Genomic DNA, 23,310 nt, shown 5'->3' on the forward strand with positions numbered 1-23,310 from the left:
GCGCCGGGGCTTGTTATGCCTTCTCAGGGGGCGCCGTAGCCTCCAGGCTCAATGGCAAACGGATAGTGAAAATACTGCCCTCGCCCGGGGTTGAAGAAACGGCAATTTCACCGTCGAGTTGTTGGCGAACGATACTGTAAACCAAATGCAAGCCGAGTCCAGCGCTCGCCGCATTGGAGCCGCGACGGGTAGTAAAAAACGGCTCAAAGATACGCTCGCGCACCGCATCCGCCATCCCCCGACCATCATCACTGAAGCGCAAGACAACGGCTTGCTCCGCGCGCTCCACCGACAGGGTAATTCTCCCCTGCTGCCCCGCAACAAACGCGTGACTCAGCGCATTGTTCATCAAGTTGACGATAACCTGAGTCAATCCACCCGGGACCGTTTCAATATAGATGTCGCGGGGGCACTCGAACTTCACTTCGTGTCCTGCGCGACGATAACTCGGAGACAGATGCAGCAACACATCGTGAAGGTAGTCATGCAGGTTAATTTGCCGGCGATCCTCGGAGGACTGATCCACAGACACTTGCTTAAAACTACCTATCAAATTTCCAGCGCGCTGTAGGTTATCCAGTACCATGGTTGCCGCTTCATTCATACGCAGCAAAATGGCATTGCGGCGCTGCTTGTCCGCTTCGTCAGGCACCAACTCTGTAAAGGCCTCAAGTCGCTCCAGGTCGGCCTTAAATGTGGACTGCGCGGTGATGGCAATACCGATGGGGGTATTCAATTCATGAGCAAAACCGGCAACCATGCCGCCCAGCGCCGCCAGTTTTTCTGCCTCGACCAGCTGCCCTTGCGCATCGCGCAACTGTTTGACGGTTTCCGCCAGCTCGCGCCCGGATTCATCAGAGTGATACTTGGCCCCGGTCAACACCAGCAGCGACATCCCCAACAATCCAACAAACAATAACCCGGTGGCCAACACCCCCCAGGGCATCACCGAACGGCTGTCGACCAAGAATTGCTGATTGCCACTGATCTCGAGACGCCAGGTTTGATCGGCGAAGCCCAGCTCCCACACACGCCGAAATATCTCGCCTTTGCCATCACTCTCGCGGCCATCTGCGGCAAAAAGCAGCTGGGGCTTGCTTTCAGCACTCAATAGCCGCAGGGAAATACCCTGCAAACTCTCGCCCTGTAGGGCCGCGGACATCAAATCCCCCAGGCGAAACACGCCGGCAACATAGCCTTCCAACGCCCCATTTTTTATCACCGGGAAATAGACAACCTCGCCCAGCTGTTGCCCCCGCTCTTGTATCAAGCGTATCGGCGCTGTCGCCGAGGGCTCACCACTGGTGGCGGCCTTCATTAAGGCATTGCGGGCAATCGGATTAGAGCTGATATCGTAGCCATAGGCACGGCGGTTGTTGCTTAGCGGTTGTATATAGCGAATCACCACATAACTTTCGCGGCGCGACGCCCGCATCCGCGTGCCATTGCGATCGACCTCCGTAAACACCACGGGCTCGCCAAGCTCCTGGCTCATTAGGCGCTCGAGCTCACCCCTTTCTGAATGAGCTATCACCCGATTCCAGGCAATACCCTGGAAGCCAGGGTTGCGCTGCAAGGCCCCCTGAACAAAACGCCTGAAGTCCTCCGGCGTCACCTCAGATGACGACACAAAGAACGCCTGCGCCGCGTACAAGCTCTCAAAATAACTGTTCAACACCGCATCGCTACGCTGATACAGCTGCCCTGCGTGTCGCTCAAAGGCCGTTTCCTGACGAGCCAGCTCCCAACGGCTGGCAAATACATATAAAAGAACAATGACAACAGATGCCAATAACTGCACCCAAGGGAGCACACGGTTTCGACTTCGCCAAATTCCTCTGGGCTGGGCTCGGTAGACAAATATCAACGGGGCCACCAGCATCACCCCGAGGCCGTCCCCCACCCACCAGGTAAACCAGTTGTAGGGAATGTTTCCTGCCGCTAGCGCGCCAGCCTGCCACAGTGCCGCAGTCCCCACACTGGCGTTGAGCATGCTGCCACCGCCGCACACCAACACAATAAACTTCAGCACATCGCTACTGGTATCCAGGGTGATGGGGTAACCAATGAAGCGGCGCAACAAATACACCGACACCACCGCCTGCACGGCGGCACCCAGCGCAATAATAAAAGGCAGCTGGGCGGACGCTGCCCACGCCGCTACGCCTTCCCCCCACACCAGAGCCCCGTAGCTATTTACCGCGAACGAGCCCAGCGCGACAGCAGGCCAAAATCGGTAGCCGTGCAGGAGTATCACCACCAGCGCAATACCCGCCGAGGGCCAAATCGCCGTGGCATACCCAGGCGGGATCGCCAGCAACAATGCCAAGCGCCCAGCTAGAAAATAGCCGAGCGCCGTGAGCACGAAGACCTGCAGCGACGCTTTAGATATCTGCATTAGATGTCTGCACGTTGAGCGCTCAGACGCATGATTGACCTTCCTCCTACCGCGCACGCGGCAATGCCGCTGGCGCCGAGCTTTCGCCCACCACAAACCGTTAATACAACCGTAGTCTAGAGAAAAGCCCCCAGCGAACTAATAGGTAAATTCGCTTAAAACACCCTCGGGGGTATCGACATCGAGGATCGACGCCATCAGCCAAATGAATTAGGCCATAATGAAAATTTATAACAAATTGAAGCAATTAGCTTAAATTAGCGCACCGCGGTTTTATCGCTTCTTGGCGCTCAATGTAATATGCTATGCCGCTTTTACAAAACGCAACACCAAACCAAAATCAACAATGGATCTTTAAAGATGCTCTTAGGAATTCCAAAAGAACTCGCCTCTGGGGAGAATCGAGTTGCGATCATTCCGAGCGACGCCAAGAAATTGGTCCGCGCGGGAGCCGCAGTTCAGATTGAAGCGGGGCTCGGCTTGGGCAGCGGTTTTAGCGATCAGGAATACGTCGATGCCGGCGCAACCGTTGTCGCAGACCGCAATGCGGTACTCTCTTCAGCAGACGTTGTCTTGCGCATTAGCAAGCCCTCTATTGAAGAAATCAAGCAACTCAAAGCCGGCTGCATTCACGTCAGCTATCTGGACCCTTTCAACGAGCACGAGCTGATTAAGGCCTTCCGCGACCAGCAAGTGACGGCGATCAGCATGGAAATGATTCCACGCAGCACGCGCTCACAAAAAATGGACGCGCTCAGCTCGCAGGCCAGCCTGGCTGGTTATGTGATGGTGCTGCTGGCAACCACTAAACTGCCACGTATCCTGCCAATGATGATGACGCCAGCCGGTACATTGAAGCCCGCTACCGTATTCATCATCGGTGCCGGTGTTGCCGGTCTGCAAGCCATTGCCACCGCAAAACGCCTGGGCGCCAAAGTCGTTGCCTTTGATACCCGCGACGTCGTTGCCGAGCAAGTTCGCTCGCTGGGCGGCAAGTTCCTCGAAATCGACCTCGGTGAAACCGGGCAAACCAAAGATGGTTATGCCGTCGAGCTCACTGAAGAGCAGCGTCAATTGCAGCTCGAAGGTCAGAAGAAACAGATTGCCGAGTCCGACATCGTTATCACCACTGCCCAGGTATTCGGGCGCAAGCCGCCTGTACTGGTCACCAAAGACATGGTTGCTGGCATGAAGCCCGGCAGCGTGATTGTCGATATGGCCGCGGAAACCGGCGGTAACGTCGAGGGCTCTGTAGCCGGCGAAACCGTTGAAGTGGACGGCGTAACAATCATTGGTAACGGCAACTGGGCTAACTACGTTAGCCGCGACGCCAGCCAAATGTACTCATCCAACCTTTTCAACTTGGTTGACGAAGGCTGGGATAAAGAAAAACAAGCGATGGTTATCGACTTCGAAAACGACATTCTGCAGGGCTGTGTGATTACTCACAGCGGCGAAATCGTTAACGACACCATCAAAAACCTGATTAAGTAGGAGACAAAGATGGAAATTGTATTTCTTGCTTTCATCTTGATGCTGTCGATATTTCTCGGCTTCGAGCTGATCAACAAAGTACCCGCAACGCTGCACACTCCGCTGATGTCGGGCTCAAACGCTATTTCTGGGATCACCTTGGTCGGTGCACTGACCTCGGCAGGTGCCGAACACACCCAGCTGGCAACCATTCTTGGTACTGCCGCTGTCGCGTTTGCCACCATCAACGTTATCGGCGGCTATATGGTTACCGACCGTATGCTGGCCATGTTTAAGAAAAAAGAGGACGCATAAACCATGGGTACTGAATTGCTGGTCAATCTGTCCTATGTGGCAGCGGCCGTACTGTTTATTTTTGGCCTTAAAATGCTGGGCTCACCCGCCACAGCACGTAAAGGTAACCTTGTATCAGCGGTAGGTATGTTTATCGCTGTGGTCGTCACCTTGCTCGACCAAAGCATTATCGATTACAAGTGGATTGCAGTTGGTGTCGCCGTTGGCGGTATTATCGGCGCCGTTGTTGCGCGCTCGGTCGCCATGACGTCAATGCCTGAGATGGTTGCTCTGTTTAACGGCTTTGGCGGTATCGCCAGTTTGCTGGTTGGCTGGGCCGCTCTGTACGGTATGGACGCTAGCACCTTCCAAATGATTACGATCGTTCTGTCGATCCTGATCGGTGGCATCACTTTCACTGGCTCTTTGATTGCCTACGGCAAGCTGAGCGAGAGAATGCCTGGGCGCCCTCTGGTATTTGCTGGCCAGCGCTTTTTCAACATCGCGCTGATTATTGCCATCATTGCTTGCTCAGTATTGTTTGCTATGAATCCCGACGTAAGCCTTTACCTCTACTTGGTAATCGGCCTGTCGTGTTTGCTGGGTATCATGCTGGTAATCCCCATCGGCGGTGCCGATATGCCAGTGGTTATCTCCCTGCTTAACAGCTACTCGGGCCTTGCGGCCTGTGCCGCGGGTTTCGCGATCAACAACATCATCCTGATCGTTGCTGGTTCGCTGGTTGGCGCAAGCGGTATCATCCTGACTCAAATCATGTGTAAAGCCATGAACCGTTCACTGAGCAATGTATTGTTCAGCGGCTTCAGTGCGGTTGCAGGTGGTGGTGCCGCTGCCAAAATTGAAGGCGAAGCCAAGGCCATGTCAGCAGACGATGCCTACTACGTTCTCGAAGCCGCTTCTAGCGTGGTGATTGTTCCCGGTTACGGTATGGCCGTTGCGCAAGCACAACACGTGGTAAAAGAGCTTCAAGAGATCCTGGAAAAGAACGGCGCGGAAGTGGTTTACGCCATTCACCCTGTTGCAGGTCGTATGCCTGGCCACATGAACGTGCTGCTGGCCGAGGCGGATGTCTCTTACGACTTGCTTCTTGAAATGGACGCCGTTAACCCACGTATGGAAACCTTCGATGTTGCCATCGTTATCGGTGCGAACGACGTGGTTAACCCCGCTGCTCGCGAGATGGAAGGTAGCCCGATCTACGGCATGCCTGTTATCAACGTCGACATGGCGCGCAACGTATTTGTTATGAAGCGTTCTATGGCTTCCGGTTTTGCCGGCATCGACAACCCACTGTTCTTCAAAGAGAACACGCGGATGTTGTTCGGCGACGCCAAAGAAATGCTGAGCAATATCATCAAAGCGTTCAGCTAAGTTCTGAAGCAATGAAAAAAAGGGCGACTGCTTAGCAGTCGCCCTTTTTTTATACCCTCATTACCACCCTCGCAATAGTTGCGAACTAGGGCCTGTTAACACTAACTGCCCTCTAGCGTTTGCTTTAGGTCAGGCAGAACCTCATTGAGCATTTCGCGCAGCGCAACTAACTTCTCTAGCGATACCCCTGACGACTGCAACAGCTCCCACGGCACACAGGCGCAGCGGTCTCGCAATGCCCGTCCCGCCAGGGTGAGGTGCACCATCACCTGCCGCTCGTCCTGACCATCGCGCTGACGGCTAATATACCCCTGCTGCTCCAAACGCTTAAGTAATGGCGTCAAGGTATTGGTATTGAGTATTGCCCGGCGACTAATCGTTTTGACAGGGCACGGCGCCTCCTCCCACAGGATCATCAATACGATGTACTGGGGGTAAGTAATACCCAGCGGCTCCAGGCGGTCTTTGTACAAACGCGTCACTAAACGCGAAGCCGCATACAGCGGGAAGCACAACTGATTGTCGAGCTTTAGCTCCTCGGGCATGCTTTCCTGAAAGCCGGCGTCGTCGGACATCTTCTACCTCGTTAGGCCTGTAGCGCAGCTTCAATATCGGCCTCTAGCTGCTCGGGCTTTGTTGTTGGGGAATAACGCTTAATGGGCCGCCCATCTTTACCCACTAAGAACTTAGTAAAGTTCCATTTTACTGCATTCGTCAAAGTGCCAGGAGCCGCCTTTTTCAAATAAGCGAATAATGGGTGCGCGCCCTTACCATTGACCTCGATTTTCTCGGTAATGGGAAAACTCACACCGTAATTGATGAGGCAGTTGCCCTGAATTGCCTCAGAATCCCCCGGCTCCTGGTTGGCAAATTGGTTACACGGCGAACCAATAATCACCAAGCCCTTATCTGCATATTTATCATAGAGCGCCTGCAAGCCTTCATATTGCGGGGTTAAACCGCACTTACTGGCGGTATTCACCACCAGGACAACCTTGCCCGCGTAATCGGCCAGGTTCATTTCTTTGCCCTGCAGGCTATTAATTTTGAAATCGTAAAGACTACTCATAATCTTACCTTCCTCGCATAAGGGGCTACGCTTATACATAGCCTAAAAATCAAACAACAACTCGATTATATCGCGCGCGATATAATTTACCAGTAAAATTAAAGTTTCGCGATTACGCGCCGTTATCATGACTGGCGACTGCCGATAATCCCTTAACGCAACCAGGCCACGGTATGGTGATCATTAATCCTACCCACAACACTCAGCCCGCCGCCCTTCTGCGGCCTGCAGGCCCTGCCCCGGTGCTCGCGCCGGACCGAGTGATGAATGCGGTAGTGCTGGGCGAGCGCGCTCAGCACCTATACGAGCTTGCGTCGGGCAGTTTGCGGATGATGGCCGAAAGTCAGACGCCGCTGAGAAAAGGCGAGCAACTCCAGCTTCAGGTCGTCGGCCGAGATGCGCAACAGCGCCCGGAGCTGCGAATTATGCAGCGCGGCGACGTGAATATCGCGCCTATTCTTCGCGACCGCCTGCCGCAGCAACAGGGCTTGAACCAGTTAATGGCCACCCTCAGTCAGCTCAGCCAACAGCTGTCCCCGTCAGTGCAAAAGTTATTGGCGCCCGTACTGGCCAGCATTCCCCATCGCAAACAACTCAGCGACGGTGAGCGCGTTAAAACAGCGTTGCAAAATAGCGGCCAGTTTTTTGAGGCCAAGCTGCTAAAAAATGCACCGAGAAACCTCGATTTCAAAGCCGCACTATTGAAGCTCGCCGCGCAGCTCGACCAGCAGGCTGCCGCGCCGCCGAAAGCGCCACTTGCCAAGAACTACCCGCTGCCAACAGCTACTGTTGCAGGCAAAGCAACTGGCGACACTGCAAGCCCCCAGCCCGGAGCAAACATCGCCCCCAAGGCAGCCCCCCTTTCAACGCCAAGCGCACCCATACCGCGCAATGAGGGCAACCGTGCCTACCAGGGCACGCTGAGCGCGAGCAAAACGGCCGACCTGCCCGGGCAACTTTCCCCCCAGCCACGAACCCCACCCAGCGCCGCTAACCAGCACGAAGTCACGCAGCAGGGGCTGCTTCGCGACGTTCGCGGCGCTCTGGCCCGGCTGGATGTGCAGCAACTGGTGCAACTGCAAACCGGCCGAGAGGCCACGGGAGTGGTGGAACTGCCGATCAAGGATCACGACGGCATCGATATCTGGCAGTTTCAGTTTCAGCCCCCCAGGCAGCGAGACGCAGGCGAAACGTCCCAGCACCCGCATGCCCCCGGAGATGACAATCAACAACGCGGTTGGGCCCTGAATTTGTGCTTTGACCTTCCCGGCCTCGGGGCGATGAAAGTGGCGCTCGCAGAAGTAAACCAACAACTCGAGATACGTTTCACCGCCAGCAATGCCGAAACTCTGGCGCTGTTAAACCGGCATCAGCATGTACTCCGGGAACAATTACAAAACCAGGAAGTGCCCATTGCCGATATTGTTTGCCAGTGCGGAAATCCCAGCGCCTCAGGCAGCCGTTCGTTCGTGTCATCTCTACTGGATGACCACGCATGAGCACACAGGGTAATCACGGCAGTATCGCCGTTTCCCTGCATTACGACGGCAGCAATGCCCCCACTGTCAGCGCCAAAGGCGAAGGCAGCGTCGCGGCGAAGATTCTTGCGTTAGCAGAGGAAAATGATGTTCCCATCTACCAAGATACACAGCTCTTGCAGCTGCTTAGCAGAGTGGATTTAGATAGCGAAGTGCCGCCATTTATGTACGTGGCCGTGGCGGAAATCATCGCCTTTGCCTACCGCCTGAAAGGACAAGTACCGAAGGATTACTACTACCGTCACGACAGCGGGACGGTCTATCAGGCAGAGGATGACAGCGAACGCGAGCCTTAGCGCGTACTGCGCATGGCCGCAATTAACTCGGCTTCCGAGCGGCTCACACCACAGCGCTCGATCAATGCCTGAACATCGAGCCCTTGGTCGGCCATGCGAATCGCCTGTTGGTAAAAGCGCGGATCGCGCTTTTCGCTTTCGATCTGCTGCTGGCGGTGCCCCACTAACTCTAAATATTCTTCCAGCGCCAATACCCGCTCACCGAGAACCGACAGTGCACTGGCCTGGTCATCGATTTTACGCTGCAGGCCGCCGATCTCCTCACGTAAAGCCAGCTCAATATGTTCGGCCTTGGAGCGCCGCCCCTGCCACAGGTAAAGCAGAATGGCCGCACCGGCCACGCTCATTAAAATGCCTAACACCGTCAGGTCATCCAGCTGACTAAACCAGGCGACCAACATTGCTTGTGGGGCTTCTTGCATTGCGACCTCCGCGTCCTATGCTGCCAGCCAGTCGCCGAGGCGGCTTTTTAATCGCACGACTGCCTGACTATGAATTTGGCAGACACGCGACTCGCTCACTTCCAGGACCTCACCAATTTCCTTCAAGTTCAGGCCCTTGTCGTAATACAGCGCCATGACCAGCTTCTCTCGCTCTGGCAGCGCGTCAATTTGAGACGCCAAGGCGCGCTGCAAGCCTTCATCTTCAAGGTCGCGCAACGGGTTTTCATCCAGCTCGGCATCGGCGCTGAATTCCTGGCCGCCCTCCCCGGCTTGCTCCAGGCTAAACAAGCGCACGCCAGACGTATCGCGCAGCAGCTCATGGTATTCGTTAATATCAATGCCCATCTCTGCGGCAATATCGGCGGCCTGGGCTTCGCGCCCCAATTTGGCTTCGGCACGCGTCACCGCCGCTGACAGTTCGCGCAGTTGGCGGCTTACCGAGCGCGGCGCCCAGGCGCCCTGGCGCATTTGATCGATCATGGCACCGCGAATGCGAATACTCGCGTAGGTTTCGAAACTCGCCCCCTGCCCAGCTTGAAAATGACTGGCGGCTTCGAGCAAGCCAATCATCCCCGCCTGGATCAGGTCATCGACCTCCACACTGGCTGGCAGGCGGCTGACAAGGTGGTAGGCGATGCGCTTTACCAACGGCGCATGACGCGTCACTAACTCGTCGCGATTGCCCACCTGCACATCGAGGTAAGCAGCGTGACCACTCACACGGCAACTCCTCTCAGAGCTTCGGGCTGCATCATTCTATCAACGAAGAATTCCAGGTTGCCACTGGGGCCGTTTGGCATGGGCCATTTGTCGACGGTTTCCGCAAGTTTGCGAAAGGCCAGTGAGGCATCGGCACCCGGATAGAGCTCACTCACTGCCTGCTGCTTGGCATCCGCCTTCACCAGAAAACGGTCTCGGGGGATAAAGCCCGCGTATTCAAGTGTGACATCCAGAAAGCGTTGCGCCACTTCGTTGAGGCGCTCGAAGCCGTCGCGTGCCTGATCGTGGCTATCCACCATGTTACGCAGCACTTTGAAGCGCTTGATGCCCGCGTCGCGGCTCATCACTTTAATCAACGCATACGCATCAGCCATCGACGTGAGTTCGTCAGTCACCACAACCAACACATACTGGCTGGCCTGGCTAAAGGTAATCACACTGTCGGAAATACCCGCCGCGGTATCGACAACCAATACGTCGTAGTCATCGTTCAAGCCGCTGAGCGCTCGGACAATGGCACCGTGCTGGTCGCTGCCCAGCTCAGCCATTTTCTTAATGCCCGAGGCCGCAGGAATAATGGATATGCCGCTGGGTCCCGGCATCAAAATATCCTGAATATCACACTGGCCTTCCAGCACATGGGAAAGATTCCACTTGGGCCGCAAGCCGAGCATGATGTCTACATTCGCCAAGCCCAGGTCGGCATCCATCAGTAACACGCGGCGGTTGCGCCGTGCCAGTTGGCAAGCCAGGTTAACGGAAACATTGGTTTTTCCCACACCGCCCTTTCCGCTACTTACTGCAATTACTTTTACTGGGTTCATGTTTTATCCTTGTTGTGTCACTGAGACCTGGGCAGCACTGAGGCAATGTCCAAAGCCTGCCCTAGCAACTATAGCTTGAACATCGGTATTTACCCGAGTCATGCCTGCACACCAATATGCTGAGCGCGACCGCTATCTGCGGCCTGGCGGCGCGCTGGCGGGGTAAAGCTCATCGCCATTTTCATGGCCATATTCACTAACTTGCCCGCGTCGGCAACACAGAGGTTTTGCGGCACTTTCGGCCCGTTGGTACACCACACCGCCGGCAGGCGGTGCTGAATCAGGTTCGACAGTAATCCGCCCAGTCGCATTGCCTCATCGATACGGCTAATCACCACTCCCGCTAAATTGAAGCGACTGTAGGCATCGATAATTTCACTTTGAACATAGGCTTCGACATCGGCAGGCAGCGTCAGGTAACAATGGGCGCCACCGAGTCCTGCAAGTAATTTTTCGAGTTCGTCCAGGCCCTCGTGGTCGCGGAAGGACAGCCCAGCGGTATCAATCAATACCAGCGACTTCTTCTGCAACACCCGAAATGTTCGCGCCGCTTCTTGCGGGCTGTCTGCACTGTGAACCGGAATTTGTAAAATTCGACCGTAGGCGCGCAGCTGCTCCTGAGCGCCTACGCGACCACTGTCGGTGGTTAAAATAGCGATACCATCACGGCCGTGCTGCATCACGTGCTGAGCCGCCAACTTCGCAATCGTGGTGGTCTTGCCCGCGCCCTGGGGGCCCAATAGGCAAATGGCGCCGGTGCGCGGCGGCTCGCTAATAGGCAGCTGGCGCACCAGCAGCATTTTTAGCATTTCTCGCTGCACCGCCTCGCTTTCATCGCTGGGTAATTCACGCTGCAGGCTTTCAGCAATGCTGGGGTCGATATCCATGGCCGACAGCATTTGGTGGCTCGACTTCTGGGCCGGCTGCTTGGCGGTTAGCTGCTGCCAATTGTTGTCCTTGAGCTGGCTCATCAGCATCGACTTCATGGCGGCCAGCTCTTGTTTCAAGTCGTGCAACTCATCGTTTTGCGACCACGCCAATTGCGGCCCGGAAGCGCCGCTCACTGCCTCCTGGCGAGCGGCGGGTGCGGGGCTCTCGGCCTGTTCGCGACGTGAGCGCAATGCATCTAACGCGGTTCGTTCTTTGTCGGCGTCAGTCGCGGTCGGCAGCGACGGTTCACCTTCCCAGCTCACCACCAGCTCCACACCGCCGGCCACAGACTGGCAGTCGAGGATTACCGCATCGGGGCCATGTGCCGCGCGAATCATCCGCATGGCCTGTTCACTGTCTGCCGCCCGATATTTTTTAACGTTCATCTACCGCTCCCGCTGAGCTAACACCTTTTAGGTCAGTCGCGCCTGCTGTCCGATCGTCGATAGCAGGTGAACCTCTTTACTGTCTGGCACCTCGTTGTACGACAGCACGTGAAGTGCCGGTACACTGCGTCGCGTAAAGCGCGACAACCATGCCCGAATCGAGGGTGATACCAATACCACCGAGGGCTGACCGGCCAGTTCCTGACGATTGCTGAATTCCGCCAACTCGCGTTGAATCCGCTCGGCAATGCCGGGTTCCAAACCAATGGCGCCAGCGCCACCTCTCACCATATCCTGCAACATCTGTTCCAGATCTGCGTCCAGCGCCACAACGGGCAATTCTTCCTCTAAGCCATTGATTTCCTGGACAATCATCCGCCCAAGCGAGACCCGAACCCCCTCCAATAATTCGTCAGGATTTTTGCTACGCGGCGCTTGCTCCGCCAAAGATTCGGCGATCAGGCGAATACTGCGAATCGATACGTTCTCTTTCAGGAGGTTTTGCAACACCTTCACAACCACGCTGAGTGGCAGTTGCTGGGGAACCAGCGATTCAACCAATTTAGGATCGCTGCTCGCCAGGCGATCAAGCAGTTGCTGAACTTCCTCGTGCCCCAGTAGCTCGTGAGCGTGTTGCTTCACCACCTGGCTGAGGTGGGTCGCCACCACGGTGCAGGGGTCGACAACGGTGTAGCCGAGAGTCTGCGCCTGATCGCGCTGGCTGGGGTCAATCCATATTGCATCCATACCGAAGGCGGGGTCTTTGGTTGGCATGCCGGTTAATCCGGGCTGAGCACCACCGGGGTTTATTGCCAATTCCTTGCCCACTTGTATTTCGCCCTGGGCAACACTGTCACCGAGCAATTGCACGCGGTAGCTGCCCGGTGAAAGCTCCAGGTTGTCGCGAATGTGAACCGGCTGAACCAAGAAACCCAGGTCCTTGGATAGCTTTTTGCGCACCCCGGTAATGCGGGTGATCAGCTCACCGCCTTGGTTTCGGTCAACCAGAGGAATAAGGCGATAGCCCACTTCCAGGCTCACCACATCCATCTGCGTGACCTCATCCCAGTTTAGCTCGCTGGGCTCCTGTGCCTCAGGCGCAGGTTCAGTATCGGGAAGCTCCTCCACCACCGCCGGTTTTTTGGCGCGCTGGGCAATTAACCAGCCTGCGCCGCCGCAGGTACCGGCCAGCAGCAAAAACACCACATTAGGCATGCCGGGAATGATGCCGATCATGCCCAGCACCGCCGCAGACAGGTAGAGCACTTCGGGCTTGGCCGCCATTTGCCCGACGACTTGCTCACCCATATTTTGCGGCCGGGAAATACGCGTCACGATGATCGCAACAGCGGTCGACAGCAGCAGCGAGGGCAACTGCGCGACGAGGCCGTCACCGATGGTCAGCAGGGTGTAGTTATGCATCGCCTGGGAGAAGCTCAGGTCGTGCTGGCCAACGCCCACCCCCAAACCGCCGATCACGTTAATAAATAGAATCAGGATCCCGGCGACCGCATCGCCGCGAACGAACTTACTGGCACCGTCCATGGAGCCGTAGAAGTCAGCTTCCGTTCGCACTTCCTCGCGGCGAATGCTGGCCTCTTCTTGACTGAGAATACCGGCATTCAAATCGGAATCGATGGCCATTTGTTTTCCCGGCATGGCATCAAGGGTAAAGCGCGCCGTCACTTCAGACACCCGGCCGGCACCCTTGGTCACGACGACGAAGTTGATCACCACCAGAATGATAAATACCACCATCCCGACCACGTAATTGCCGCCGATAACGAACTCGCCAAAGGACTCAATCACTTTGCCAGCGGCCCCGGGTCCAGTGTGCCCCTCGAGCAATACCACACGGGTAGATGCCACATTGAGGGCCAGTCTCAGCAGCGTTGCCAACAGCAACACCGTTGGGAAAACCGAGAAATCAATCGGCCGCTCGATGTAAATGACCGCCAGAATAATCACCAGAGACAAGGCGATATTGAAGGTAAACAGCAAGTCCAGCAGGAACGGCGGCATAGGGATGACCAACATGGCCAAGCAGGCCATCATCAGTGCCAACACGCCGATTCCGCTACTTGCGATGCCCTGTGCCCAGTTGGGCATGGTCAGTTGTTGAGTCGCCATCACATACTCTCGATTATCGGTTGATCACTGCCCTAGAGCAGATCCTTTAAATACACATCATCTATTTCAGGCTCGGGCGCCACAGGGTATTCACCACCCATGGTCTGCCAGCTGCGCAGTTGATAGACGTAGGTCAATATTTGCGCGACCGCCAAGTACAGCCCGGCAGGAATTTCTGCATCCAGCTCTGTACTGGCGAATACCGCCCGGGCTAATCGCGGTGATTCCACGATGGTTACCGCATTGTCCTTGGCCAGTTCGCGAATTCGCGCGGCGACCTGATCGGCGCCTTTGGCCACCAACACTGGCGCAGACGAGCGGGCTTCGTCATAGCGCAGCGCCACAGCGAAGTGGGTTGGGTTGGTAATGACCACGTCGGCCGTTGGCACCTTCTCCATCATGCGCTGACGCGCGGCGGCCTGCTGCATCTCCCGCAGCTTGGCTTTCACTTCCGGGCGGCCATCTGACTCTTTGTGCTCATCGCGAACTTCCTGGCGCGTCATGCGCAGTTCCTTCTTGTAATTCCATAGCTGCCAGGGCACATCGATCGCGGCGATAACCACCAGGGGCAAACTGACAATAAGAAAGAACCAGTCCAGCAAGGCCGCACTGTTAGCAATACTCTGCCGAGGGTCTTGCAAACCCAGGCCGAGAATATCCTCGGCCATGAATTGCAGCACTAAGAAGGCGGCCAGACCGATAAAGGCCATTTTGGCAATGGACTTCACCAACTCGCCCAGGCTGCGCACGGAAAACAGCTTGCCCAGCCCCTTGATCGGGTCGAGGCGATCGAACTTGAAACTCAGGTTAAAGGTCCAGCCGCCCAGCACCACATTGGCGATAATGGCCGCCAACAGGGTCACCAACATCAACGGCCAGATCGACAGCAGCCCATGCACCAACAACCCGTACAGTTGGCTGGGAAGGCTTTCCGTGGGGCTGAGCAAAAACGACGGTGAGAAGCTACCTCGCATAATGCCCTGCATGGACTGCGCCAGTTGCCCACCTGTGGCAATCAGCATGAGCGCACCGGCCATGGTGACCATCATCGTGGCTAATTCCTTGGAGCGGGCAACCTGGCCTTTTTTGCGGGCATCGGCCAGTTTCTTGGCGGAGGCCTCTTCTGTGCGTTCTTGTCCGTCCTGATTCTCTGCCATGTCAGCCCCCTATAAACAGTGACAGCTGGGCCAGCGCGCGATCGAGCAACTGGCTGAGAACCGGAAGTAAATTCGGGATTAATTGATCGACAATCAGATAGCCCATGAGCATGGCCAACGGGAAACCCACGGCAAACAAGTTGAGGGTCGGCGCTGCACGGCTGATCACGCCGACGGCAACCTGGACAACCAGCAGGGCAATAACCGCAGGGATAGACACGCGCACCGCCGCCGAAAACAACTCGCTGCCCCACTGGTAGACAACGCTTAGCGACTCCGGCGAGACCAGGCGACCGCCTGCGGGCCAGATTTCAAAGCTGCGTGCCAACAAGCTGATCAGGTCCAAGTGACCTTCCAGCGCAACAAACAGCAGCATGCAGATAATCAGCAAATACTGGGAGAGCACCGGCACCTGGATTCCGCGTTGCGGGTCGACCATCATCGCAAAACCCAGGCCCATGCCGTTGGCGATCAATTGCCCGGCCAAAATAATGCCGTCGAAAACCAACTGCACAATAAAGCCAATGCACAGGCCAATCAGCAACTCGTTGCTCAGTATCAGCATGCCTTCAATACTGAGAATATTAATCGCTGGCATCGGCGGTAATACCGGCAGCAGCAACATGCATAGCACCACGCAGAACAGTGCCTTGGCGCGATTGGGGATGTAGGAAGCGCTAAACAGCGGCGCGGTGAGCATAACGCCACTCACCCGCGCGAATGGCAGCCACAGGCTGGCCATCCACGAAAGTATTTGCGCCTCATTGACCGCAATCATCACGCGTTCATCCCACTAAGACCGGGATCATTTCAAACAGCTGGCGGGTGTAATCGAGCAAGTGCCGCAGCATCCACGGGCCGGTTATCCCCAACACCGCCACCAGCACCACCAGCTTCGGGATAAAACTCAGGGTCATATCCTGAATTTGTGTCGCCGCCTGAAACATACCGATCAACAGGCCGGCCGCCAGGGCTGCCAGCAACAATGGCGCCGCCAACAGCACGGTGATATTCATGCTCTGGCGACCCAATTCAATAACCGTATCGGGATTCATAGGCACCTCACCGGAAGAAACTGGCTGCGAGCGAACCCATAATCAGGCTCCAACCATCGACCAGGACAAACAACATGATTTTGAAAGGCAGCGAAATCATCATCGGCGACAACATCATCATCCCCATCGACATCAGCACGCTGGCGACAACTAAGTCGATAACAACGAAGGGAATGAACACCAGGAAGCCAATTTGAAACGCCGTTTTTAGCTCGCTGGTTAAAAACGCCGCCATCAACACCGTGAAGGGCACGTCCTCGGGCTGTTGATACGCCTCGTGGCCGGCAATCGCTGCAAAGCGTGCGATGTCATCTTCGCGAGTCTGGCTTAGCATGAATTCGCGAAATGGCGCAAAGCCCTTTGTGACCGCTTCCTGAAACGGCATTTCTTCGGCGATGTAGGGGCCGATCGCCTGGGTATAGGCAACTTCGCCCACCGGATACATGATGAACAGGGTAAGAAACAGCGCGAGACTTAACAGCACTTGATTAGACGGCGTTTGCCCGGTGCCCAGCGCCTGACGCAAAATCGACAACACGATCATGATGCGAGTAAAGGCCGTCATTCCCAGCAATAGCGCCGGCAGCATGGTCAGCGCCGTCATTATCGCCAGCAACTGCAGCGACACGCTGTACTCCTGCCCGCCTGCCGCATTGGGCGTGCTATTCACCGCCGACAGAGACAGGGGGTCTGACGCCAAGGCCAGCGAGGGGATTGTCAGAGCAAGGAGGAGTAACAGGGGCTTAAGGCGCATGGCTGAAACCCTCGCGAAGATGGCCCGCTTTTTCTTTGAGCAGCGCGGCGAAGTCCTTGCTTTTCTCCGCTTCCGGCAGCTCCGCCGTCGGCCAGCTGTGTAAGGTTTGCATTGACGAGGGCGTACACCCCACCAGCAAACTCTGATCGCCCACCTGCACAACCAACAGCTTTTCCTTTACGCCAAGGGGGATTTGCGACACCACAGCAATACCACTTAACTTGGGCGCCTGTGCGGCGCGCAAACGGCGCAAAAACCACATCCCCGCTATTAGCAGGGCCGCCATCAGCATCAGGCTGCCCAGCAACCCAATCACATCTTCACCGCCGGCGATGGGCAAATTTACCGCGGCAGGCGCCTGGGTCTCCTCAGCCCAAACCGGCGTTGCGAGCGCGACGGGAAGCAGGAGGGCGCGGATCATGACGCAGCCTCCTCCTCATCATCCTGCCCGAGCACCTCAGTCAGCATGATGCCAAATTTCTCTTTGACGACGACGATCTCACCACGCGCCACCAAGGTGCCATTTACCAGCACGTCCAAGGGGGTGCCGGCAGCCCGATCCAGTTCGATAATCGCGCCTTGATTGAGCGCTTTGATATCCCGAATGCTCATGCGCGTCCGGCCGACTTCCACCGATACATCCACATTGACGTCGAGGATTTTGTCCAAATTCAAATCGTTTGCCATAGTCCTTTCCTACCCTTCCTGCATCGGTTTCTTGGCGCTGGCAGAACCTGTGATCTGCACGGCCAGTTGACCTTGGTGACTGCCAAAATGCCCTTTCAATAGCGCCTGCCCGGCCACGCAGAGCAGCACATCCTCGGCACTGACCAGCGGGATCACATCGCCTTTCTTAAGGTTTGCAACACGCTGGAGGCTCAACTGCGTTTTGGGAAGCTGGGCAACCAGCTCAACCGGCGCTTCCTCCACCCGCTGCGAAAGACGGCTGCGCCACTCTTCACTGGCGGGCTTCTTGCCTGTGGATGCGCCGCTGTCTGCCAGGCTGTCGCGTACGGCATCAATGGCGCTCCAGGGCACTACCGACCACAGCCCGCCGGTAAATTCGCCAATGGAAACCTCGAATCGTGTCGCGACCAGTGAGTCCGCTTCGTTAAAGCCTTCGAGTAAGCGCGGGTCGGTACACTGGCTGGACACAGCGGGGGCAGACTTCATCACCGACTTCCACGCCACCGCGATATCCGGTAGCAATGCGCCGACCAGAATTTCCATAAAGCTGATTTCGGATGTGGAAAACTGCTCCCGCGCGGCATCGGCTTCGCCGCCATGACCGCCGAAATAGCGATCCACCAGGTTAAAGACCAGCTCCGATTCAAAGGCAATCAACAAGTCGCTGCTCAGCGGCATACCCGAGATCAAGGAAATGCTGCAGGGCGCGGGTAGCGTGTTTTGCAGCTCGTCGAATTTCATCACCGTAATGCGATCGGTGCGAATGCTCTCAACGCTGCTAACAAACTCTCGCACACGCTCAACCGCCGCGTTGCCAAATTGGGATTGAATGAGCGACAAGGTGGGGATCAGACGCTGAACGGCGTAATCCTGTCGCGCGAGGTTGTATTTGCCGTCGTCGTTCGCCTTTGGCTCTTCATCCATCAGCGCTTCGAGTTCTTCGGGGTCCAGTACACCGCTCATGGCAGCGCCCTCACTGCATCACAAATTTGGTGAAATACACATCTTCAATGCCGCCCTTGCCGGTTTCCGCTTCGAGCACACTGTTGATGGTCGCCACTGTCATGGCCTGTATTTCCTTGCGGCCTTCGAGGCTGTTAATCATTTCCTTCGTCAAACTGCTGAACATCATGATGAGTTCGTGGCGAATGCGAACTTCGTAGTCTTCAAGTTTTGAGATCACTTCTTCATCGCGGCTCATAACCTCAACGTCTACCTGCAAGAAGCGCGTAGACCGCTCATTAAAGAGATTGACCACAAATGAAGGTGACAGGCTGTGAATGATCGGCGCCTTCACGGCCGGTACGGCAGCTTCTGCCTCTGCAGCAGGTTCATTACTGCCGCGCATCACAAACCACGTTCCCCCTGCGGTTGCCGCCAGCAGCACAACGACCAAGCCAATCAATACGAATTTGTTTTTAAACATTGCGTTTTGCCCTTCTCTCTCACCGGTGAGGTGCCAAAAAACCAACGAATACATGTCGCGTAGAGAGAAAATTGCAAAGGCTATGCCAGATATTTTTTTGCTTTTATTTCATAAGGTTAAGCTAACTTCAGGCCCTCGCGCCAAGAATTTGGCAGGCCAGCGGCCGCCCATTGGCGGCAAGTGAAGAGAAGACGTTCAAACAGATCGGCGCCTGTCTAAACCTCAGTGGTGGCGACAGGCGCGAGAAGATTTGCCAGCGCTAGCATTCACTACGCCGGGGTGAGCTAAGTCGGAATTAACTATACCGGGGTTAGCTATACCGGTATTAGCTATGCTGGGGTTAGTTATGCATAGTCATCTACCGCCGAATCCCCTCTTGAAGACCCTTTAGGCGCGCTGTCTTCTCGGCTGGCCTCTGGCTCACTAGCGGGCTCCGCATCACCGGAGAAATGCACCACGCCGCGCTGAGCGCGGTCAGAAAACTGCTGACTTTGCTGCTGTTGCTGTGCGTCGGCCCAGGCGGATTGGTGACTCACCTTGACCTCTTCCAGGCGCATGCCCTGTTGCTCCATTGCCTGGCTTAACCGCGGCATCAAACGTTCGATCAACTCGCTGGTTTCGCTGTGCTGGGCTTGGAACTGCACCGACGCCTTGTCGCCCTGCATACTCAACTGTACGTGGATGCCTCCCAGCTCTTCCGGGTTCAGCTGCAGTTGTGCGGTTTGCGTTCCGGTACTGCCCATCCACTGTATGCGCGATGCCACCGCTTGGCTCCACGCGGGGTCGTCAATGGGGTTTTGACTAATGGTGAACTGAACAGCTGCCCGATCAGCTGGCGGCGCTGGTCGGATAGTTAACTGCCGTGTCAGATCCGCAAACTCCAGGCTGTCGGCACCCGCATCGACACTCGCTACCTCAATGGCCGGTGGCGCGCTGGCGATGCGCGGCGTCACTGGCGCATTCACTATGGGCGCCGACGCCATTGACGCTGCAGCATGTTGAGCAGCCGGGTCCGCAGCTATGGCAACACTGTGTATTTGCGGCTTGGTCTGCAATGCACCGGGCGATGGACTAACCGGCGTACTGGGCGAGATACTTGCTGCATCGACCACTTGCGCCTCTATGTTCTGCGCAACAGGACGCTGGCTGCGAATTGCTTCAGCCACCGCGCCAAAAGAGGATAACTGCGGCGGCAGCACAGTACTGCTTTGCGGCAATGGTTGACCGATTAGCGGCAAGGGCTGGCCGCCCTCGCCACCATCGGCCTTCAGTAAATCAGACGACTGAACTAATTCATCCTGAGGGCTCGGCAGCTCGGCCTCGTCACCCGCCAATCGCGCCAGCGCCTGAGCGGACAAATGGTCGAAACTAATCCCCTCAACCGGCGCGTCAGGCGTTTGTTGCGCGGCTAGTAAATCGCTGAAAGCCGCTAGCGGCGAGGCGTCGCCGTCGCTCAGAGGCAGGCCCTCCAGGTCCGGCGATGTTCCCGCAGCAGATGGGGTAAGTGATGCAAAAATGGCCTGTACAGTATTCATATTTTCATCCCATTTTGTCCGATAGCCCTGCGCGGAAACGTCCCGCATGGCGTCGACACAGCGATAATGGCGGCTGCCAAGTTATCGTCACTGAGTGGATTACAGCAATTGATGTGCCAATGCGGACTTTCGGCATACCGCGCACAATGGCTCCGCAAAGTGATTGGCTCGCGTGAGTATCAAAGCCCGAGCAAGGGGTAGGATAGAGGGGAATAATAGTAAGGCTGACTGGCCCGTTCAGATTAGGCGTGACGCTGGCGCCACACGAAGCGTTGCGATGACAGCTCATCACTCTCTCGCTGCTCGCGGGCATCCTGTTCTCGACGCTCGACGCGCTTATAACGCTCCAGCAGCTGCTCCATGCTCATACTATGTTGGCGCGCGGTCATCCACTGTTGGCGTATGTCGTCGAGCTGTGCGGCGCAGCGCGCCACTGTATCGCTCTGCTGACGAATAGCCTGCGCCAGGCGGGAGAGAAACAAGCGGCTTTCCTGGAGATGCTTAAGGTCACAGTGACGACTCTCCGTCGCGCGACGGTAATCATCGTAATACTGCTGCAGCTCGGTCAATTTATCTCGCTGTTGCTGATGTTGCTGTTGAACCGCGGCATAGCGCTGCGCCACTTCTTGCTCTTCGCGCTCGGCAAATTCCTGCACGGGCTTGAGGCGTTGTGACTTCTTTGCATGACTCATAGCGAACGTCCCCGGTTACCGGCGCAGAGCACTACTGAATGATAGTGTCCTGCAAATTGCTGTCATCATTGAAGGTGACAATTTCAGCGAGTTTGTCGAGGGATTGGTCAAAGCCCTCCGACTCATCAAAATCCTGCTGCAAAAACGCCTGTATGCGTGGCCACAGTGCTATTGCTTGATCGACTCGACTGTCGGTACCACGCTGGTAGGCACCAATGCTAATCAGGTCGCGATTTTGCTGGTAAAGCGAAATCAGCTGTCGCAGCTGACGCACCATCGACTGATGAGCCTTGTCGGTGATGTCGTTCATTGCGCGACTAACGGAACGCTCTACGTCAATCGCGGGAAAATGCCCCGCATCCGCCAGACTTCGAGACAGCACAATGTGTCCATCCAAAATCGCCCTGGCGGAGTCGACAATGGGGTCGTTTTGATCATCCCCTTCTGCCAACACGGTATAAAACGCCGTAATCGAACCACCACCTTCCCGACCATTGCCGGCCCGTTCCACCAGGGCAGGTAAGCGAGCAAACACCGACGGTGGGTAGCCCTTTGTTGCCGGCGGCTCTCCGGTCGCCAGCGCAATTTCCCTCTGAGCTTGCGCGAAGCGCGTTAGCGAATCCATCAGTAATAACACCTGCTTACCCTGGTCGCGAAAGTGCTCGGCCACCGCACTGGCCAGCCAGGCTGCCCGTAAACGCATCAGTGGCGGGTGGTCGGCAGGTGTCGCGATCACCACCGCTTTGCGCATTTCATCGCCGCCGAGAATATTGTCGATAAAATCCTTCACTTCGCGCCCACGCTCACCGATCAAGGCAACCACCACTACATCGGCATTGGTATAACGCGTCATCATTCCCAGCAGCACACTCTTACCCACACCACTGCCGGCAAACAGACCCAGTCGCTGCCCCTGCCCCACGGTAAGCATGGCGTTTATCGCTCGCACACCGACATCCAGGGGCTGGTGTATGGGGCGCCTGACCAGTGGATTGATCGGGGGAGAGTTTAGCGGGCGCTGCTGTTCGCAGCGCAGCGGGCCGCGACCGTCCAGCGGTTCGCCAGCGCCGTCGATCACCCTGCCCAACAGGCCATCACCGACGGCTATGTTGGAGCTTTTACGAATCGGCCTCACCCGGGCATGGGGCATCACCCCGCGGAGTTCGCCGGTGGGCATTAGCAACAGATGATCGCTGGCAAAGCCAACCACTTCGGTTTCCAGCCACTGGCCGTCGAGGGTCTCCACCTCGCAATAGGCACCGATAGCGGCCTTGCAGCCTTCAGCCTCTAGCAAAGTGCCAACAATACGCCGCAACTGCCCCTCAGCCGCGGGTTCGGTGTTTTCAATGTGATGTAAGCGCTCACGCAAGCCACGCAGTTGCGAGACCAGAGCGTGCTGTGTTTCGGCTTTAGTTTTGACCAGATTCATCAATGAGTACCTGTTCAAGCAAGGCCCGCAAGCGCTTGTCGGTGCGCTGATCCACCTGCGAGGTTCGGCTTTTGATCACGCAGCCGCCGCGGCGAATATCAGCATCTTCGCTAATGTCCCAAGCAGCTGCGAGTGGCTCGGCAACGGCCGCATGGTCCCTGAGCAGCTGCGCATCCGCGGGGTGCAGTTGCAGCTGAATATGCCCCTCTGCCGAGGGCAGCATGGCAACGGCGCGCTCTACCGCCAGGGTTACAATCTCGGGATCAGCGTCGATCTCTTTCACAATCAGCGCCTGTGCCAACTCCTGGGCCAGCAATATGACCTCTTTCTGCACCTCGCCCTCTAGCCAGGCCTGCGCCTCGCGCAGCGCCGCCATTGCCAACTGCAGTTGTTGGCTCTGTTCAGCGAGCAGCGTACGCGCCTCGGCTTCACCCTTGGCAAAGCCTTCCTGTCGCGCTTGCTCACGCAGCGTGGCCAGCTCGTCAACGACCTCATCGGCGAGCTCCGCTGGCGCGTCAGTCGCTGGGGCCGGCCGACTACGATTGCTGGCGCCACCGCGCATTTCAGGTAGCTGCCAACTGTTGGCTGGTCGCGTCGCCTGGTCGACTGCCGGCTCTGCCACCGGCGTCTCGACGTCTCTGGGAATAAATTGCTGGAAGCCCGCTGTCACCGTTCCACCTCA

Annotated in this window: 24 protein-coding genes and 1 pseudogene; 5 read left to right on the plus strand and 20 right to left on the minus strand. The window is 56.6% G+C overall.

Features of this window, described 5'->3' with window-relative positions; all coding sequences use genetic code 11:
• Nucleotides 1-13: 13 nt before the first annotated feature.
• Nucleotides 14-2,398, minus strand: coding sequence for a CHASE domain-containing protein (locus ABNS66_RS02530; protein ID WP_286837721.1), 2,385 nt, complete (start codon nt 2,396-2,398; stop codon nt 14-16).
• A 360-nt stretch (nt 2,399-2,758) separates the two neighbouring features.
• Between ABNS66_RS02530 and ABNS66_RS02535 the strand changes: the two genes are divergently transcribed.
• The 3 genes from ABNS66_RS02535 to ABNS66_RS02545 are packed head-to-tail and all read left to right on the plus strand — an operon-like array spanning nt 2,759 to nt 5,557.
• Nucleotides 2,759-3,892 carry an NAD(P) transhydrogenase subunit alpha gene (locus ABNS66_RS02535; RefSeq protein ID WP_027872857.1) on the plus strand — a complete coding sequence of 378 codons (1,134 nt, stop codon included), beginning with the start codon at nt 2,759-2,761 and terminating at the stop codon, nt 3,890-3,892.
• A gap of 9 nt (nt 3,893-3,901) precedes the next feature.
• A complete protein-coding gene (locus tag ABNS66_RS02540; RefSeq protein WP_204996991.1) occupies nt 3,902-4,186 on the plus strand; it encodes an NAD(P) transhydrogenase subunit alpha in 285 nt (94 codons plus the stop codon).
• Nucleotides 4,187-4,189: 3 nt separating this feature from the next.
• Nucleotides 4,190-5,557 (plus strand): NAD(P)(+) transhydrogenase (Re/Si-specific) subunit beta, encoded by a 1,368-nt coding sequence (locus ABNS66_RS02545; protein WP_286837720.1) that lies wholly within the window; start codon nt 4,190-4,192, stop codon nt 5,555-5,557.
• Nucleotides 5,558-5,658: 101 nt separating this feature from the next.
• On the opposite strand, the gene ABNS66_RS02550 is transcribed toward ABNS66_RS02545, so the two are convergent.
• Both ABNS66_RS02550 and ABNS66_RS02555 read right to left on the minus strand, forming a co-directional pair.
• Complete coding sequence (locus ABNS66_RS02550) at nt 5,659-6,132, minus strand: MarR family transcriptional regulator (RefSeq protein ID WP_286837718.1); 474 nt, start codon at nt 6,130-6,132, stop codon at nt 5,659-5,661.
• 11 nt (nt 6,133-6,143) lie between these two features.
• The gene (locus ABNS66_RS02555; RefSeq protein WP_286837717.1) at nt 6,144-6,626 is read right to left on the minus strand and encodes a glutathione peroxidase; all 483 of its coding nucleotides are present in this window, start codon (nt 6,624-6,626) and stop codon (nt 6,144-6,146) included.
• 173 nt (nt 6,627-6,799) lie between these two features.
• Between ABNS66_RS02555 and ABNS66_RS02560 the strand changes: the two genes are divergently transcribed.
• Together ABNS66_RS02560 and ABNS66_RS02565 are read left to right on the plus strand one after the other, a co-directional pair.
• A complete protein-coding gene (locus tag ABNS66_RS02560) occupies nt 6,800-8,125 on the plus strand; it encodes a flagellar hook-length control protein FliK (RefSeq protein ID WP_286837714.1) in 1,326 nt (441 codons plus the stop codon).
• Nucleotides 8,122-8,460 (plus strand): EscU/YscU/HrcU family type III secretion system export apparatus switch protein, encoded by a 339-nt coding sequence (locus ABNS66_RS02565; protein WP_286837712.1) that lies wholly within the window; start codon nt 8,122-8,124, stop codon nt 8,458-8,460. Before ABNS66_RS02560 ends, ABNS66_RS02565 begins: the two co-directional genes overlap by 4 nt.
• Here ABNS66_RS02565 and ABNS66_RS02570 read toward each other — a convergent pair.
• From ABNS66_RS02570 to ABNS66_RS02650, 17 genes and pseudogenes are all read right to left on the minus strand, one after another.
• Nucleotides 8,457-8,882: a DUF2802 domain-containing protein gene (locus ABNS66_RS02570; protein ID WP_286694831.1), complete on the minus strand. Its 426-nt coding sequence runs from the start codon at nt 8,880-8,882 to the stop codon at nt 8,457-8,459. The genes ABNS66_RS02565 and ABNS66_RS02570 overlap by 4 nt on opposite strands.
• 15 nt (nt 8,883-8,897) lie before the next feature.
• Nucleotides 8,898-9,623 carry an RNA polymerase sigma factor FliA gene (locus tag ABNS66_RS02575; RefSeq protein WP_204996985.1) on the minus strand — a complete coding sequence of 242 codons (726 nt, stop codon included), beginning with the start codon at nt 9,621-9,623 and terminating at the stop codon, nt 8,898-8,900.
• On the minus strand, nt 9,620-10,447 hold the full coding sequence (locus tag ABNS66_RS02580; RefSeq protein ID WP_286694829.1) for a MinD/ParA family protein: 828 nt from the start codon (nt 10,445-10,447) through the stop codon (nt 9,620-9,622). The genes ABNS66_RS02575 and ABNS66_RS02580 overlap by 4 nt, the downstream gene beginning before the upstream one ends.
• Before the next feature lie 98 nt (nt 10,448-10,545).
• The gene (gene flhF / locus ABNS66_RS02585; protein WP_286837711.1) at nt 10,546-11,763 is read right to left on the minus strand and encodes a flagellar biosynthesis protein FlhF; all 1,218 of its coding nucleotides are present in this window, start codon (nt 11,761-11,763) and stop codon (nt 10,546-10,548) included.
• A gap of 27 nt (nt 11,764-11,790) precedes the next feature.
• The gene (flhA, locus tag ABNS66_RS02590) at nt 11,791-13,893 is read right to left on the minus strand and encodes a flagellar biosynthesis protein FlhA (RefSeq protein ID WP_204996982.1); all 2,103 of its coding nucleotides are present in this window, start codon (nt 13,891-13,893) and stop codon (nt 11,791-11,793) included.
• A gap of 32 nt (nt 13,894-13,925) precedes the next feature.
• Nucleotides 13,926-15,050 (minus strand): flagellar biosynthesis protein FlhB, encoded by a 1,125-nt coding sequence (gene flhB, locus ABNS66_RS02595; RefSeq protein WP_286837709.1) that lies wholly within the window; start codon nt 15,048-15,050, stop codon nt 13,926-13,928.
• Nucleotide 15,051: 1 nt separating this feature from the next.
• Nucleotides 15,052-15,828: a flagellar biosynthetic protein FliR gene (gene fliR, locus ABNS66_RS02600; protein ID WP_286837742.1), complete on the minus strand. Its 777-nt coding sequence runs from the start codon at nt 15,826-15,828 to the stop codon at nt 15,052-15,054.
• A gap of 7 nt (nt 15,829-15,835) precedes the next feature.
• Nucleotides 15,836-16,105, minus strand: a complete 270-nt coding sequence (gene fliQ, locus ABNS66_RS02605) for a flagellar biosynthesis protein FliQ (RefSeq protein WP_027872870.1) — start codon at nt 16,103-16,105, stop codon at nt 15,836-15,838.
• Nucleotides 16,106-16,112: 7 nt separating this feature from the next.
• A complete protein-coding gene (gene fliP / locus ABNS66_RS02610) occupies nt 16,113-16,859 on the minus strand; it encodes a flagellar type III secretion system pore protein FliP (RefSeq protein ID WP_286837707.1) in 747 nt (248 codons plus the stop codon).
• Entirely contained in the window at nt 16,849-17,280 is a 432-nt protein-coding gene (fliO, locus tag ABNS66_RS02615) for a flagellar biosynthetic protein FliO (RefSeq protein ID WP_286837706.1), read from the minus strand. The genes fliP and fliO overlap by 11 nt, the downstream gene beginning before the upstream one ends.
• A pseudogene (gene fliN / locus ABNS66_RS02620) lies at nt 17,277-17,540 on the minus strand (flagellar motor switch protein FliN); the annotation flags it as partial. The pseudogene fliN and the gene fliO, both read right to left, overlap by 4 nt.
• 15 nt (nt 17,541-17,555) lie before the next feature.
• Nucleotides 17,556-18,509 (minus strand): FliM/FliN family flagellar motor switch protein, encoded by a 954-nt coding sequence (locus ABNS66_RS02625; RefSeq protein WP_286837705.1) that lies wholly within the window; start codon nt 18,507-18,509, stop codon nt 17,556-17,558.
• A gap of 10 nt (nt 18,510-18,519) precedes the next feature.
• Entirely contained in the window at nt 18,520-18,972 is a 453-nt protein-coding gene (locus tag ABNS66_RS02630) for a flagellar basal body-associated FliL family protein (RefSeq protein WP_286837704.1), read from the minus strand.
• Nucleotides 18,973-19,316: 344 nt separating this feature from the next.
• Entirely contained in the window at nt 19,317-20,507 is a 1,191-nt protein-coding gene (locus tag ABNS66_RS02635) for a flagellar hook-length control protein FliK (protein WP_286837702.1), read from the minus strand.
• Between the two features lie 242 nt (nt 20,508-20,749).
• The gene (fliJ, locus tag ABNS66_RS02640) at nt 20,750-21,199 is read right to left on the minus strand and encodes a flagellar export protein FliJ (protein WP_286837700.1); all 450 of its coding nucleotides are present in this window, start codon (nt 21,197-21,199) and stop codon (nt 20,750-20,752) included.
• Nucleotides 21,200-21,230: 31 nt separating this feature from the next.
• Nucleotides 21,231-22,628, minus strand: a complete 1,398-nt coding sequence (fliI, locus tag ABNS66_RS02645) for a flagellar protein export ATPase FliI (RefSeq protein WP_286837697.1) — start codon at nt 22,626-22,628, stop codon at nt 21,231-21,233.
• Nucleotides 22,609-23,298, minus strand: a complete 690-nt coding sequence (locus ABNS66_RS02650; protein ID WP_286837696.1) for a FliH/SctL family protein — start codon at nt 23,296-23,298, stop codon at nt 22,609-22,611. Before ABNS66_RS02650 ends, fliI begins: the two co-directional genes overlap by 20 nt.
• Nucleotides 23,299-23,310 lie beyond the last annotated feature (12 nt).

Source organism: uncultured Spongiibacter sp. (assembly GCF_964011655.1).
Lineage (GTDB): Bacteria > Pseudomonadota > Gammaproteobacteria > Pseudomonadales > Spongiibacteraceae > Spongiibacter > Spongiibacter marinus.

Coding starts and splice junctions, on each gene's coding strand:
- ABNS66_RS02530 (WP_286837721.1), bottom strand. CDS start 2,398: ATGCAGATATCTAAAGCGTCGCTGCAGGTCTTCGTGCTCACGGCGCTC.
- ABNS66_RS02535 (WP_027872857.1), top strand. CDS start 2,759: ATGCTCTTAGGAATTCCAAAAGAACTCGCCTCTGGGGAGAATCGAGTT.
- ABNS66_RS02540 (WP_204996991.1), top strand. CDS start 3,902: ATGGAAATTGTATTTCTTGCTTTCATCTTGATGCTGTCGATATTTCTC.
- ABNS66_RS02545 (WP_286837720.1), top strand. CDS start 4,190: ATGGGTACTGAATTGCTGGTCAATCTGTCCTATGTGGCAGCGGCCGTA.
- ABNS66_RS02550 (WP_286837718.1), bottom strand. CDS start 6,132: ATGTCCGACGACGCCGGCTTTCAGGAAAGCATGCCCGAGGAGCTAAAG.
- ABNS66_RS02555 (WP_286837717.1), bottom strand. CDS start 6,626: ATGAGTAGTCTTTACGATTTCAAAATTAATAGCCTGCAGGGCAAAGAA.
- ABNS66_RS02560 (WP_286837714.1), top strand. CDS start 6,800: ATGGTGATCATTAATCCTACCCACAACACTCAGCCCGCCGCCCTTCTG.
- ABNS66_RS02565 (WP_286837712.1), top strand. CDS start 8,122: ATGAGCACACAGGGTAATCACGGCAGTATCGCCGTTTCCCTGCATTAC.
- ABNS66_RS02570 (WP_286694831.1), bottom strand. CDS start 8,882: ATGCAAGAAGCCCCACAAGCAATGTTGGTCGCCTGGTTTAGTCAGCTG.
- ABNS66_RS02580 (WP_286694829.1), bottom strand. CDS start 10,447: ATGAACCCAGTAAAAGTAATTGCAGTAAGTAGCGGAAAGGGCGGTGTG.
- flhF (WP_286837711.1), bottom strand. CDS start 11,763: ATGAACGTTAAAAAATATCGGGCGGCAGACAGTGAACAGGCCATGCGG.
- flhA (WP_204996982.1), bottom strand. CDS start 13,893: ATGGCGACTCAACAACTGACCATGCCCAACTGGGCACAGGGCATCGCA.
- flhB (WP_286837709.1), bottom strand. CDS start 15,050: ATGGCAGAGAATCAGGACGGACAAGAACGCACAGAAGAGGCCTCCGCC.
- fliR (WP_286837742.1), bottom strand. CDS start 15,828: ATGATTGCGGTCAATGAGGCGCAAATACTTTCGTGGATGGCCAGCCTG.
- fliQ (WP_027872870.1), bottom strand. CDS start 16,105: ATGAATCCCGATACGGTTATTGAATTGGGTCGCCAGAGCATGAATATC.
- fliP (WP_286837707.1), bottom strand. CDS start 16,859: ATGCGCCTTAAGCCCCTGTTACTCCTCCTTGCTCTGACAATCCCCTCG.
- fliO (WP_286837706.1), bottom strand. CDS start 17,280: ATGATCCGCGCCCTCCTGCTTCCCGTCGCGCTCGCAACGCCGGTTTGG.
- ABNS66_RS02625 (WP_286837705.1), bottom strand. CDS start 18,509: ATGAGCGGTGTACTGGACCCCGAAGAACTCGAAGCGCTGATGGATGAA.
- ABNS66_RS02630 (WP_286837704.1), bottom strand. CDS start 18,972: ATGTTTAAAAACAAATTCGTATTGATTGGCTTGGTCGTTGTGCTGCTG.
- ABNS66_RS02635 (WP_286837702.1), bottom strand. CDS start 20,507: ATGAATACTGTACAGGCCATTTTTGCATCACTTACCCCATCTGCTGCG.
- fliJ (WP_286837700.1), bottom strand. CDS start 21,199: ATGAGTCATGCAAAGAAGTCACAACGCCTCAAGCCCGTGCAGGAATTT.
- fliI (WP_286837697.1), bottom strand. CDS start 22,628: ATGAATCTGGTCAAAACTAAAGCCGAAACACAGCACGCTCTGGTCTCG.